Annotated in this window: 12 protein-coding genes; 6 read left to right on the top strand and 6 right to left on the bottom strand. The window is 57.3% G+C overall.

The annotated features are described in order from the left end of the window. Positions 1 to 18: 18 nt before the first annotated feature. Complete coding sequence (gene dapF, locus Q4E11_RS01400) at positions 19 to 939, top strand: diaminopimelate epimerase (protein WP_303162952.1); 921 nt, start codon at positions 19 to 21, stop codon at positions 937 to 939. Positions 940 to 963: 24 nt separating this feature from the next. On the opposite strand, the gene Q4E11_RS01395 is transcribed toward dapF, so the two are convergent. Beyond that, positions 964 to 1,743, bottom strand: coding sequence for a hypothetical protein (locus Q4E11_RS01395; protein WP_303162948.1), 780 nt, complete (start codon positions 1,741 to 1,743; stop codon positions 964 to 966). 309 nt (positions 1,744 to 2,052) lie between these two features. On the opposite strand from Q4E11_RS01395, the gene Q4E11_RS01390 reads away from it, so the two are divergent. The 5 genes from Q4E11_RS01390 (at position 2,053) to Q4E11_RS01370 (ending at position 7,827) form a co-directional block, all read left to right on the top strand. Beyond that, positions 2,053 to 2,325, top strand: a complete 273-nt coding sequence (locus Q4E11_RS01390; protein ID WP_303162946.1) for a FeoA family protein — start codon at positions 2,053 to 2,055, stop codon at positions 2,323 to 2,325. 112 nt (positions 2,326 to 2,437) lie between these two features. Beyond that, the gene (gene feoB, locus Q4E11_RS01385; protein WP_303162943.1) at positions 2,438 to 4,423 is read left to right on the top strand and encodes a ferrous iron transport protein B; all 1,986 of its coding nucleotides are present in this window, start codon (positions 2,438 to 2,440) and stop codon (positions 4,421 to 4,423) included. A gap of 40 nt (positions 4,424 to 4,463) precedes the next feature. Then, positions 4,464 to 4,823, top strand: a complete 360-nt coding sequence (locus Q4E11_RS01380) for a FeoC-like transcriptional regulator (protein WP_303162941.1) — start codon at positions 4,464 to 4,466, stop codon at positions 4,821 to 4,823. 99 nt (positions 4,824 to 4,922) lie between these two features. Next, complete coding sequence (hflX, locus tag Q4E11_RS01375; RefSeq protein ID WP_303162938.1) at positions 4,923 to 6,485, top strand: GTPase HflX; 1,563 nt, start codon at positions 4,923 to 4,925, stop codon at positions 6,483 to 6,485. Between the two features lie 10 nt (positions 6,486 to 6,495). Beyond that, positions 6,496 to 7,827 carry a uracil-xanthine permease family protein gene (locus Q4E11_RS01370; RefSeq protein ID WP_303162936.1) on the top strand — a complete coding sequence of 444 codons (1,332 nt, stop codon included), beginning with the start codon at positions 6,496 to 6,498 and terminating at the stop codon, positions 7,825 to 7,827. Positions 7,828 to 7,927: 100 nt separating this feature from the next. Here Q4E11_RS01370 and Q4E11_RS01365 read toward each other — a convergent pair whose 3' ends face one another. The 5 genes from Q4E11_RS01365 to lexA form a co-directional block, all read right to left on the bottom strand. Next, entirely contained in the window at positions 7,928 to 8,200 is a 273-nt protein-coding gene (locus tag Q4E11_RS01365; protein ID WP_303162933.1) for an HPr family phosphocarrier protein, read from the bottom strand. 145 nt (positions 8,201 to 8,345) lie between these two features. Beyond that, positions 8,346 to 10,496 (bottom strand): fructose-specific PTS transporter subunit EIIC, encoded by a 2,151-nt coding sequence (locus Q4E11_RS01360; protein ID WP_303162930.1) that lies wholly within the window; start codon positions 10,494 to 10,496, stop codon positions 8,346 to 8,348. Positions 10,497 to 10,517: 21 nt separating this feature from the next. Beyond that, positions 10,518 to 11,489 carry a 1-phosphofructokinase family hexose kinase gene (locus tag Q4E11_RS01355; RefSeq protein WP_303162928.1) on the bottom strand — a complete coding sequence of 324 codons (972 nt, stop codon included), beginning with the start codon at positions 11,487 to 11,489 and terminating at the stop codon, positions 10,518 to 10,520. Next, positions 11,486 to 12,265 (bottom strand): DeoR/GlpR family DNA-binding transcription regulator, encoded by a 780-nt coding sequence (locus Q4E11_RS01350; RefSeq protein WP_303162925.1) that lies wholly within the window; start codon positions 12,263 to 12,265, stop codon positions 11,486 to 11,488. The genes Q4E11_RS01355 and Q4E11_RS01350 overlap by 4 nt, the downstream gene beginning before the upstream one ends. A 91-nt stretch (positions 12,266 to 12,356) precedes the next feature. Next, complete coding sequence (gene lexA / locus Q4E11_RS01345; protein ID WP_303162921.1) at positions 12,357 to 13,058, bottom strand: transcriptional repressor LexA; 702 nt, start codon at positions 13,056 to 13,058, stop codon at positions 12,357 to 12,359. Positions 13,059 to 13,292: the final 234 nt, after the last annotated feature.

Genomic DNA, 13,292 nt, shown 5'->3' with positions numbered 1-13,292 from the left:
GGCGCTAAAATAGCACCCATGGTTTCTTTCGCTAAAGGTCACGGCACGCAAAATGATTTCCTCATTTTTCCGGACGATTCGGTCAGCCTCAATCTGACGGAGTCATTGGTGGCAGCAGTATGCGACCGTCAGCGCGGTCTGGGTGCCGACGGTGTCTTACGGGTTGCGCGTGCAGGCGATCTGGTCGCTGCAGGTGTGTTAGAAGCCTTGCCGGCTGATGTCGAGGCCAGCGATTGGTTCATGGACTACCGCAATGGCGATGGTTCAATCGCTGAGATGTGCGGCAACGGCGTGCGTGTTTTCGCGCACTACGTGGCGACAATCCACAGCCCGGGCAGTGTTGCGGATGGAAAACTCCGCGTCGGGACGCGGGCTGGTTTGCGTGAGGTCCGTATTGGTGATCTCAGCGATACTCACGCCACCGTTGGCGTCAATATGGGACTGCCCGAGGTTCTGGGCGTGGGCACCGCCTTCATCGGTTCTACGGGCGACGCAAAGTTCGCGGGCATCGGCGTGGATGTGGGGAACCCGCATTTGGCGTGTGTCATGCCCGGACTCGACGCTGAGGGGCTGGCAAAGCTGGATTTGGAGGGGGCGGGCTCATCTGCCAAGCCAGTGCTTGCCGACGAAGCCATGTTCCCACACGGGCTGAACCTGGAAATTGTCACCCCATTGGATGACTCCGGTGCGGTGAACATGCGTGTAATTGAGCGGGGAGTGGGAGAGACCCGTTCTTGTGGCACAGGCACTGTCGCAGCAGCGATTGCCGCGCTGACCGATGCCGGTCGCACGGAGGGCGAGGTCACAGTTAATGTTCCAGGAGGCCAGGTTACGGTGACCATTAGTGAGGCGCCTGCCAAAGACGGTGCCTTTGCGGCCACGCTGACCGGTCCGAGTGTCATTCACACCCACGGACAAATCGACCTCGAGGCGCTGTAGCAGCACGCTCGAGGTCTTTAGCGGTTAGTGCCCACCGCAGCCGCCATCACCGCAGCCACAGCCGCCGTCGCCGCAGCCACCACCGCAGCCCTGCGGTGCAATAATTTCGCCGGTGAGCAGGAACTTACCGGAGACAACCATGCCTGGCTGCGGGGCTACGTCGCCACCCGGCACCAGGACATCCATTGGGGTTGGCAGCGCCAGGTTGAGCACCCAGAACTTCTTACCGGTCAGCTCGTTGACATGCTTGCGGGAGTTGTTGATAACACCTGCCAGTTCGACGGCAGCACTGGGGGAGGTCGCACCAGCCTGCTTGCCAATGAGCGGCTTTGCGCCGACAAAATTGAGCTTGTTCGGCTTTTCGCCAGTGCGCTTTTCGTATTCCTCAGCTGATTCGTCGAATGCGTAGTCCGTGGCCAGTGCCGACAGTGCGACATGTTCAAAAGTCTGCGTGCCGGCATCGACAATCATCGGGCCCTGTGCAAGAACGCAGCACGCAATTTCAATGACCTTGTCAAAGTCCTCAGAAGATGGGTCGTCACCGACGATTTCCACCAGAGCGAGGACATCATCCACGCTGGAGACATGTGCTGTCACGGTCGGGTCACCGGCAAAACCGGCGTAGGTGGAGAAAGGTTCAACGCCGAGCATGTGCAGACGAGCGCCCGACGGATCTTCGAAGCGAACTAGCTGGCCACCACGAACCTCGCCGAGAACCGAGAGATTATCGCTGGCAATCGCGGCTTCCATCGCCTCACGCCAGTTGGAGTAGTCCATGCCAATGCTTCGCAAGTCAGTAGTCATAACTGTCGATGATACTTGCGCAATCTTAAAGTGTGAACCCTTTTGCGTATTTTGCGTGCGTGATTTGTTTAGCGGTCTTAGATATGTAGGAGTTAATAGTGCTCGCATGCCATATAACTAATTCCTAAATGTGACATAAAAGACTTTCCTAGGGTCTGCTAATTATGTTCCATTTAGGGCGGGCTAAGAGTAGGGTAGCCTTTGTAAACAATATTCGTTTAGCCAAAATTGGTTGCTTTTCCATGGCTGACTTGGGGTTTGGCAGCGCGGATATTGCATGAATGTTCTCGATTAAAGGGAAGGCCACTCATGCTTGGATTGCGGTTACGAACTCGAGCCAACATTGCTCGTACGGATTGCGCACAATCGCTTGCCGATGTCGCGGTGGGCAGCACCGTCGTACTAGGGGCGCCTGAAGTAGATGCGCAGCTGTGCCGCAGGCTCTCTCAGCTTGGCCTTCGCCCCGGTATGCGTGTCACTGTCGGCCGCAACACCAGCGGCGGCGGTCGCATTATTCACTCAGGTGCAACGCGCTACGCCATTGATGGCGCCACGCTGCGTCACATGGCGGTGGCTGCTTAGCGCACGTGACGCGCTGTTTTCCTTTTCTGCTTTATAAAACCGTTCTTGTTCACCGTGGTGTCGGCCCGAATCGCGACCTGCGTCCACGGGCTCCAATTTCTGAAAGTTCTCAATGCCAACACCCACGGAATCGACGTCCCGAAAGTTTGCCGCCACGCCGAGCTGCCACGCCTGTAGTGGGGGAGCACCAGCTAGGGACGGCGCGCCTGTAATCGCAGTAGTCGGTGCACCAAACTCCGGAAAGTCCACTCTTTTCAATGGACTGACCGGGGCCAAGGCCCAAATGGGCAATTGGCCTGGTACATCCGTCGAGGTCAGTCGCGGTGCATGGCAGACCGCAGACGCGGAATATGACGTCATTGACTTTCCCGGCGCGTATTCGCTCGATGCGATGAGCCCAGATGAAGAGCTCACCCGCGAAATGTTGGTGGAAAAACCCTTGGCGGAGCGGCCGGACTTGGTGGTTGTCGTAGTCGATGCCACAGCACTTGGTCGTGGTCTCTACATGGCTGCCGAGTTGGCAGAGCAGCCACAGCGCATTGTTTTGGCTCTGACAAAGCTCGATGTTGCCGAGGCTAAGGGCATTCGCGTGGACCCAGCCGCGTTGCAGTCGGCGATGGGAATGCCGGTTGTTGCTCTCGACCCCCGTCGTAAAGCGGGCATGACGCTCTTGGCGGATGCTGTAGCTGCGTCGTTGGCAGGCTGCAGCACGGTGATGGCGCCAGCGCGACCGGCAGCGGGACAGTCCCAGGAAAGCCTCGATGATGCGCGCTTTGCCGCCATCGACGCGGCGGTCGCGGCGGCGACCGGGGATGTGGAAGATCGCCAGACCGTATCTGACCGAATTGATGATTTTGTCCTTCACCCAGTGGTGGGGCCAATTATCTTCCTGGCAGTGATGTGGGGTGTTTTCCAGATCACCACGACGGTGGCGGCACCTCTGCAGGACGGTCTGGAGACGCTGATTACCGGCGACTTCGCTGACTTGGTCACTCGTGGGCTGGAGGCGATCGGCTGGGCACATCCGATTGTGACCGGTTTGCTGGTCAACGGCATCATCGGCGGTGTCGGCATGGTGCTGACCTTTGTGCCGCTGATGGCGCTGATGTTTCTGTGCCTGGCGGTGCTGGAGGACTCCGGCTATATGGCGCGTGCGGCGGTGGTGGCCGACCGTGCCATGCGCGCAATCGGCTTGCCGGGTAAGGCCTTCATCCCGCTGATCGTGGGATTTGGCTGCAACGTTCCAGCAATCTCGGCGACGCGAGTGTTGAGTAATCCACGGCATCGAATTTTGACAGCGCTGCTGGTGCCGTTTACGTCCTGTTCAGCTCGATTGACTGTGTACGTGATGTTGGGCGCGGTGTTTTTTCCGGAAAATGCAGGCACCGTGGTCTTTGCCATGTACGTGATTTCAATTCTGCTGGTTATTCTGGCCGGTTTAGTGATGCGCAAGACACTGTGGCGCACGATGCCGTCGGAACCGCTGGTTATTGACCTGCCGACGTATCAGCTGCCAACGGCACGTCTGGCACTGTCGGTGATGTGGATGCGATTGAGGGGCTTTTTGCAGACCGCCAGTGGCATCATCGTCAGTACCGTGATTGTGGTCTGGCTGTTGATGTCTATTCCTGTCGCTCCGGGGCATTCGTTCGCCGATGAGGATCTGGCTCCACGCGATTCCGCCTACGGCGCGGTGAGCGAAACCATTGCACCGGTTTTCAATCCGGCTGGCTTTGGTACCTGGTCTCTAACCGGTCCGTTGGTGACTGGTTTTGTCGCCAAGGAAGCTGTGATCTCGACATGGGCGCAGACGTATGCGGTGGAAGATGTCACTGACGCTGAGGCAACGGAGCAAGCAAGCAGCCCGCTGGCACAAAACATCAAGCGGGACTTCGATGAAGCCTCTGGCGGACACGGACTGGCTGCAGTGTGGGCGTACATGATCTTCCTGCTCGCCTACACCCCGTGTGTGGCGACCATGGCCGCACAACGTCGTGAAATTGGCGCCAAATGGACAGCCTTCGGTGTGGCGACACAGCTGCTGACAGCATGGATTCTGGCAGTTGTGGTGTTCCAGGGGCTGAAGCTGTTCCTCTAATCCTCGAATACAGACATCGATATAGAAAGGAGCTAATCTCATGGCACTTTTTAGTTCTCTCGGCACTCGAAAGAAGGCTGAAGCATCTCGTCAACCAGCCGAAGCCGTGCAAGAAGCAATTGCTCAGGGAATTAGCTCCCGCCGAAAAATCGCCGAGATGACCGGACTGCAGCCGACAACTGTGGACCTCATCCTAGAAAGAATGGAGCGAACCGGTCAGCTGCGCCGTGAGCCGCTCGGCGGCATGTGCCCGGGCGGCGGTTGCTCCAGCTGTGGCATGTCAACCTCTGGTACGTGCGCTGGCGGTACCTCTAACAACGGTCCGGTGGCACTTGTACTGACTCGTCGCCCCCACAACGATCGCGACGATCATATCGCCGCCAGCGCCCGCAACGCATAACTCCGCCGCTTAATTCTCACCGCACCTTAGGCGGTTTCGGGTTTTCCCTCGGTGCTCAATGCGGAGATTTCGCCATGTCATGCAACAATGGCACGTAGTATGACTAATCTTTCCAACAACTTTGATGAGGTCAGCGACGACTCGTCGCATGAGTTCGACAACTTCTTTACCGACGACTCAGAAGATGCTGACGCTGTGGCGGGGGTCGACACTGCTAATGCCGACGAGGACTCCTCGGATGATGCGTTCGCGGAACACGTCGGCACGCACTTTGAACCGACAGTCGGTGACCTGGACCTGGAAGCGCGCTCCTCACTGCGCCGTTTGACCAGGTCAGTAGCTCATACTGATGACTCTGATGAGCTGATGGTCGAGTATCGCCAGCTGCGTCTGGAACGCGTTGTGCTGGTGGGTGTGTGGCTTACGGGCACTTTGCAAGAGGCCGAAGTTGCCATGGAGGAATTGGCGGCGCTGGCAGAAACCGCTGGTTCTGAGGTCCTCGAAATGGTGCTGCAGCGCCGTGATAAGCCGGATCCCGGCACGTATATTGGCTCGGGCAAGATTAACGAGCTGCGCGATATTGTCGCCTCCACGGGCGCGGATACGGTGATTTGTGACGGTGAGCTCTCGCCGGGCCAGCTGGTCGCGCTGGAGGACCGCCTCAACGTCAAGGTCATTGACCGAACCATGCTGATTTTGGATATTTTCGCTCAGCACGCCAAGTCCAAGGAAGGCAAGGCGCAGGTTTCTCTGGCACAGATGCAATACTTCTACACGCGCCTGCGTGGTTGGGGTGGCAGCCTGTCGCGTCAGGCCGGCGGTCGCGCTGGCTCGAATGGTGGCGTGGGTCTGCGTGGTCCGGGTGAAACCAAGATTGAGACCGACCGTCAGCGCCTGCGTCGCGACATGGCACGAATCCGCAAGGAACTGGCAGCCATGAAAACCGCGCGAGAAATCAAGCGTGCTCGTCGTAAAGCGGGACATCTCCCGCGCGTCGCGATTGTCGGGTATACCAACGCCGGCAAGTCCTCGCTGCTCAACGCGCTGACCGGCGCTGGCGTGCTCGTTGAAGACGCCCTGTTTGCCACGCTGGATCCGACAACGCGCCGTACCAAGCTTCGCGACGGGCGCACGGTAATCATGACCGACACAGTTGGATTTGTCCGCCACCTGCCAACCCAGTTGATTGAAGCATTTCGTTCGACTCTGGAAGAGGTGCTCGAAGCCGACATCATCATGCATGTCGTCGATGGCTCTGATCCATTCCCGCTGGAGCAGATCAAGGCGGTCAACAAGGTCATCAATGAGATTGCCGAAGAAGAGCACGCCGAGATGCCGCCAGAGCTGCTGGTCGTCAACAAGATAGATAAGGCTGACGGCATCACACTCGCACAGCTTCGCCATACGCTTGACGACGCAGTTTTTGTCTCCGCCCGTACAGGCGAGGGCATTGGTGAGTTGGAGACCCGACTTGAGCTCGCGCTCAATGAGCTGGAGTCGCATGTGCGGCTGCTCATTCCCTATGACAAGGGCAATATTGTCTCCATGCTCCACGAGGATGCCACGGTCCTCGAAGAGACCTGGACGGAGCAGGGAACTGAGATGGATGTTCGGCTGCCAACCAGCCTGGCTGAGGAGTTATCTCCGTACCGCATGAACTAGCATTACAACCATGAAATCCACTTCTTCGTCGGAGGCTGAAACGAATTCCTCCGCAGACCCAGCCGAGCGCGGACGCCTATTCGGCTGGGACATTCATGGTGATGGTCGGAAAATTGAACCTGGGGCAGTGGTCGCTCCAAATGAGCGACTGAACTGGCCTCGAACTATTGGCATCGGCGCGCAGCACGTCATTGCCATGTTTGGTGCCACCCTGCTGGTGCCACTGTTGACGGGGTTTCCCATCAACACCACGCTGCTGTTTTCCGGTATCGGCACAATCGTCTTTCTGCTGATTACCCGTAACCGGCTGCCGTCGTACCTCGGCTCATCCTTCGCGTTTATCGCACCGCTGAGCGCCACACAGGCACAGGGAATTGGCGCGCAGCTGGGCGTGGTGCTCACCGCTGGTATCGCGTTGATGCTGGTCGGGTTTGCAGTGAAGTTTGCCGGTAAGCGTGTACTGGATTTGATCATGCCGCCGGCAGTCACAGGTGCCATCGTTGCTCTGATTGGTTTTAACTTGGCGCCGGCTGCAACGGAGAACTTTGCATCGCAGCCGCTGGTGGCTTTTATCACGATGCTTGCCATCCTCATTGCAACGGTTGCCGGTCGCGGTATGGTCAGCCGCCTCGGTGTTCTCATCGGTGTGCTCGTGGGTTGGGCATTCGCCGCAGCTACGGGCAACTTATCGCCTGAGGCCACCGAGACGGTGGGAAACGCCGCATGGTTTGGCCTGCCGCAGTTCCACGCCCCGGAATTCCACCTCAACGCCATGCTTATTGGCCTGCCGGTCATTGTGGTGCTAATTGCGGAAAACGTCGGCCACGTCAAGGCCGTTGCCGCCATGACCGGCCGCAATCTTGACGATATCGCTGGCGACGCCCTCATTGCCGACGGCCTGGCCACCACCATCGCCGGTTCTGCCGGTGGTTCGGGCACCACGACCTACGCCGAAAACATCGGTGTTATGGCCGCTACGCGCGTGTACTCCACGGCTGCCTACTGGGTGGCCGCCTTCACCGCTATTGCGCTGGCCTTTATCCCGAAATTTGGCGCACTCATTCTCACCATTCCAACCGGCGTACTCGGCGGTGCGACCATGGTGCTCTACGGCTTAATTGGTCTGCTGGGTGTGCGAATCTGGATTGATGAAAAGGTCAACTTCAACAACCCCGTCAACCTCATGGCCGCCGCCACTGCGCTGATTGCCGGTATCGGCAACCTCACCCTCAACGTCGGTTCCCTTACTCTCGAGGGTATCGCCTGGGGCTCGGTCGGCATCATCGTCGGCTACCCAATTTTGAACTGGCTCTACAACACAGTTGGCGAAAACCGCTCTTAGCTAAGGGGGAGGGGGGCAGGCGCACACAGCGCAAAGCGAAGGCTTAACGACGAAAAACTGGCGACCGCAGCCACCAGGTTTCGTCGTTAAGCCTTCTTTTTTAATCTCCCAGTTCCTTGGCGATGAGACTTGAGATGGTGTCGACCGCTGTCGCGTTAGTGCTGGTGACAGTGACTTCATCACCATATTCGGCGCCAAGTGCCATGAGCATCAGCGATGAGGTGGCATCAGCCGGTTCATTATCGGGCTCAGGAGAATCCAACAGCTCAACCAGAATTTCCTCTTGGAAACGGGAAGCGCGTTGCGCGATAACGGTCGCGGGGCGAGCGTGGATGCCCACCTTGGAACCCACGTGGACGTGTTTCGTGACCATAAGCGGCACCATGCCTTCCTGCTAATTGAGTTCTTCCGCGTCTGCTGTGGAGCTTAGTATCTCGGCGGTGGCTAAGAGAGCGAGTTTGCCTAAAAATTTGCTTCAGGTCAGCAAGGCTTAAGAAAGCATTCGTCTATGCCTTTGTCTACACCGCAGTTTTCACATGCGAGGCGCTCCCAACTTCCGTCGCCGACTTCGGTGGCCAGAACTGCTTGAACACCACAATGAGCGCCGCAGCCACAATACTGCCGAGCACGATTGCGAGCAGCCAGGCCAGCGGATTATCGATGGCAAACAGCACAAAGATGCCGCCGTGCGGAACGCGGGTAGCGGCCCCCAGCGCCATGGAAGTACCGCCGGTAATGACACCACCGACCACCACTGATGGAATGACACGCAGTGGATCGGCAGCAGCAAATGGGATGGCGCCTTCAGAAATAAACGCCGCGCCAAGCACCCAGCCTGCCTTCGCGTTCTGCCGTTCTGCCGGGCTGAACAACTTTGGGCGCGTAATGGCCGCCAGCGACGTGGCAAGTGGCGGAACCATTCCCGCTGCCATGACTGCGGCCATCACCTTCCATGACGCAGGATCGGCGGAGGCGGCGCCGGCCACGGCGAAGAGGTATGCAGCCTTATTGATCATGCCGCCCATATCCACACACATCATTGCACCCAAAATGCCGCCGAAGAGGAATGCCGCACCAGTATCCAGCGACTGCAACCAGTGCTGCAGACCCGTCATCATCGATGCCAGTGGAGCACCCAGCAGTAGGTACATTGTCAGCCCCACGCCCAGCGCGCCGATGAGCGGAATGACTACCACCGGCATCAGGGGCTTGAGGAAATCAGGCACCCGCAGTTGCAGCAGCCATGCCACGATGAAACCGGCCAAAATACCTGTGACCAGGCCACCGAGGAAACCCGCGCCCACGGAAATCGCCACGGCGCCACCAATAAATCCCGGCGCAATACCCGGCCTACCAGCCATGCCGAAAGCGATGTACGCACTCATAATCGCCACGATGACCTGCATGCCTTGGCTGCCTATTACAAACAGCGCCGATCCCAGGTACAGCCACAAACCGTTGCCCTCTACCTGGACCACACCGCTACTTGTCGGGATTGAAATAGGAGAGCGCAAACCAAGCGCCTCCGAAATAGTCAGATTGCTCATCACTGCATCGGCGACAGCGCCAATCTGATGACCACCGACCAAAAATCCCAGCGCAATTAGCAGGCCCGATGCCGCAACGAACGGCACCATGTAGCTCACGCCGGTCATTACAGCATCCCGAATCCAGTGCCCGATGCTCTTGCCACCGCTTATCGACGGTCCCTGCGACTGAGCCTTATCAGAGGATGATGCCCCACCATTTGCGCCATCGCTTACGGCATCGCCTGCCTGCGGCTTGTCATTGTCCTCGGCATCCTTGCCTGCGGAGTCACCGCGCTCATACGCACGAGTGCGGGACTTCTCCGCGAGTTTCTTGGCTTCATTGATGACATCGGCCGGTTTATTGACGGCCTGTCGAATCGGAACCTTTAGCTGCGGTCGGTCCCCAAAACGTTTCAGTCCGGTCACCCCGATATCAGCTGCAATGACGACGATATCTGCACGCCGAATTGCGTCTGCTGGTGCTTCTTGCGTGCCGGCCGAGCCTTGGGTTTCTACGGTCAGTGATACATCCGGCATGTTTTGCGCGGCACCGCTGAGTGCTTCTGCAGCCAGATAGGTGTGTGCGATACCAGTAGGGCATGCGGTAATAGCGACAATGTTGGTCTTCGTTGTGCGCTTCTTGGATTTCCGCTTTGGCGCACGAGAAAGGTGCTCAGTGATGATGCGAGCTGCCTCAGCGTCTGTTTCCGCACCACGCAGTGCAGCTCGGAAGCCCTTGTCGCGCAGAGCTTTGGCTAATGCCGCCAGGATTTCAACGTGAACATCGCTGTTGCTTGTCGGTACGCCAATGAAAAAGAGCAGGTCAGCGGGCCCGTTGGGAGTAGTGAACTCCGTAGTATTTGCCAGTCTGGCAAACAGCAGTGTTGGTCGAGTCCAGTCTTCATGACGGCAGTGCGGAATTGCGATACCGCCGGGCAGCCCAGTAGGCGCTTGCTCCTCGCGTTCGAGTGCAGCTGCAACGATGCCCGCGCTATCTGTAGCTCGACCGGAAGTAACAGCAGCACCAATCAGATGGTTGAGTACCTGTTCCTTACTTGAACCCGCATTGAGATCGAGGAAAACCGTCGATTCATCGGCTAATTGTGCCGCGGTGGAGGAAAAATCAGCCGAGGAAGACATGAGAGAGAGATTTCCTTACTGCTATATATCCAATGGCCATGATTGGCCGTTTTCTGGGTGAACCTGCTCGGGGTAGGGAATAGTTGTACCGGGCAAGCTGGTCGCCGCAGCACCGTAGGCGACTGCATTAGCGAGCGCATCCTGGTAACTATCTCCACGTTCACGTGCCATGACGTAGCCAGCAAGAGCACAGTCTCCTGCCCCCACCGTGGACTGCGCCACGATAGATGGGGAAGTAGCGGCGAAGCAGCCGCCTGATTTCACGGACAGAACTGCGCCTGCCTCACCGAGAGTGGCGAGAACTTCCTGCACACCGAGTTCGTTGAGAGCGCGAGCAGCCTCTGCGACCGGAATGTAGTTGCCCTCCATCGCAGCAGCTTCCAACTCATCACCATCAGCGTCGATAATCTGTGCCAGCTCAAAGGCATTCGGTTTCATCAAAAATGGCTGAACGCGTGGGAAAGCGCGCACAATCTCAGTCAGTGGACCATCACTGGTATCCATGGCAACTCGAATTTCCGGGTTGACGGATTGCACGGCCTCCATGCATTGGACGTAGAAGTCCCCGGGGACTCCAGGTGGCAATGAACCGGCGAAAACAACCCAGTTTGCCCGCTTGGCGTGGTGCACCAACTTCTCTAACACACGGCGACGGTGTGCCTTGGTCAAGGTCATACCGGGGGAGTTGAGCTTCGTGGTTGTTCCGTCTGCCTCAGCGAGAGTGAGGTTCACACGCGCTTCATTCATAGTGTTGATGGCCTCATGCGGAATGCCAGAGACCTCAAGCAAACGGGTGAACTTACCGTAGTTGGAAGCTGGGTACAGCGCGAGTGTGTCCACGTCTGCATAGTGCAGAGCCTTCGACACATTGATGCCCTTGCCGCCGGCCATGTCTTCCGACATCGGTAGACGGAAAACACCACCTCGCTTCAGCTCAGTGTCAAGGCGCGCCAGGCGGTCAATCGAAGGATTAACTGTCAGCGTGAGAATCATGAAGCAACCACAACCTCAACGCCGTGTTCCTTCAAGTCATTAATAAATTGCTCCGGAGCCGACGCATCAGTAATAACGACGTCGATATCTTCCAAAGCTGCGAAACTCACCAGGAAGTCGCGGCCCAATTTTGTCGAGTCAGCCATGACGACGACCTTGCGAGCATTGGTAATCATGGCGCGTTTTACTGCAGCTTCTTGCGGGTCTGCCGTAGACAGACCGTGGTCAATAGTCAATGCGTTGGAGCCAATAAACGCGACGTCGGCTCGCATGACCGCCAACGTGCGAAGTGCGGTATCGCCAACCACAGCCTGAGTAATAACTCGGACTTGACCGCCGAGTAGCTGAAGCTCAATGCGATTGGATCCCGCAAGAGTGATGGCGTTGGGAAGAGAATTTGTGACAACCGACCAGCGGCGATTGTCAGGAGAGTGGACCATCAACTCTGCGAGAGCCTCAGTAGTAGTACCCGCGTCGAGGAAAACGCCACCGCCGGAGTCCGGCAGAAATTCTGCGGCATGCCGTGCGATAGAGAGCTTGGCATCTTTCTGGGCATTCTTACGAGCTGCCACGGTAAATTCGACCGTTTGAAAGGAGCGTGTTGCTACCGCGCCACCGTGCACACGGTGTACTGCACCTTCGGCATCAAGCTGCGCGAGGTCTCGGCGAATCGTCTCTGCGGTGACATCAAATGCCTCAGCAAGATCGGCGACCGTTACACGTCCTTCCACAGCAGTCAGGGACGCGATTTTCCGGCGGCGTTCCTCGGCGTACATACCCGCTCCTTAATTATCGCAGACGGCACCTTTTATTCCTTAACTCAATTATGCCCGTTTATGTCTGATACGGGCAATGAAAGTGTGGGATTTAAAGGCTGCGGAGTACGCTGACAACCTTTCCCAAGATTCGGGCATGCTCCGCGGGCAGGGGATCAAAGGCGCGGTTATGCGGCATAAGCCACTTGCCGGCTGCGTCTTCGTGCCATTCCTTGACCGTAGCTTCGTCTTCAAAAAGGGCAGCGACGAAGTCTCCCTGCTCTACAACTTCCTGGGAGCGGACTACGACCCAGTCACCATCGAGGATGCCGGCATCAACCATTGAGTCGCCGACAACCTTAAGCAAGTAAAGCTGGCCGCTACCGGTAATTTCCATTGGCAGCGCCATGTGGCCTTCCACATGCTGCTCGGCCAAAATGGGGTTACCCGCGGCAATCTGGCCAACCACGGGGACAAAAATTGGCTCCGGCATATCATCCGGCATCTCGGGCGTTTGAGAATTGTTTGTGGCCTTGGGTCCTGGCTTTACCGGAGTGAAGGAGCCGGCTGAGGACCGGGAGTCGCGAACATTGACTGCACGAGGCTTGTGCGGATCTCGACGAAGGAAGCCCTTCTTTTCCAGTTCCTTGAGCTGATAGGCCACGGAAGACGTTGAATTTAGCCCGACCGCGTCACCAATTTCACGAATGCTGGGCGGATAGCCCCGCAAAACCACTGCATCCGAGATGACATCAAGGATGCGGCGTTGCCGTTCGGTGAGTGTTTTTAAACTTTGCTTCTTCTTCTGCGCCACAGTTCTTCCCTTTCTCAAACTCTTTCGAACAAATCATATCTCAAAACTGTTCGAATTTGCGACCATCTTGGGGAGTATTCGTCGAGGAATTCTTGCGAATTTGCCTGCTCTTTGGTTGTTCGGTGGACGCCAGGTGGAAAAATTCGAAAATCTGTCCGTTAAAGTCTGGACAAGATTCGAACATAGTGTTATAAATCGAACATAGCGAATTACTCGAACAGTCGTTTGATGCTC

This window comes from Corynebacterium sp., from assembly GCF_030532195.1.
Lineage (GTDB): Bacteria > Actinomycetota > Actinomycetes > Mycobacteriales > Mycobacteriaceae > Corynebacterium.
This window is presented reverse-complemented; position numbering and strand designations above follow the sequence as displayed.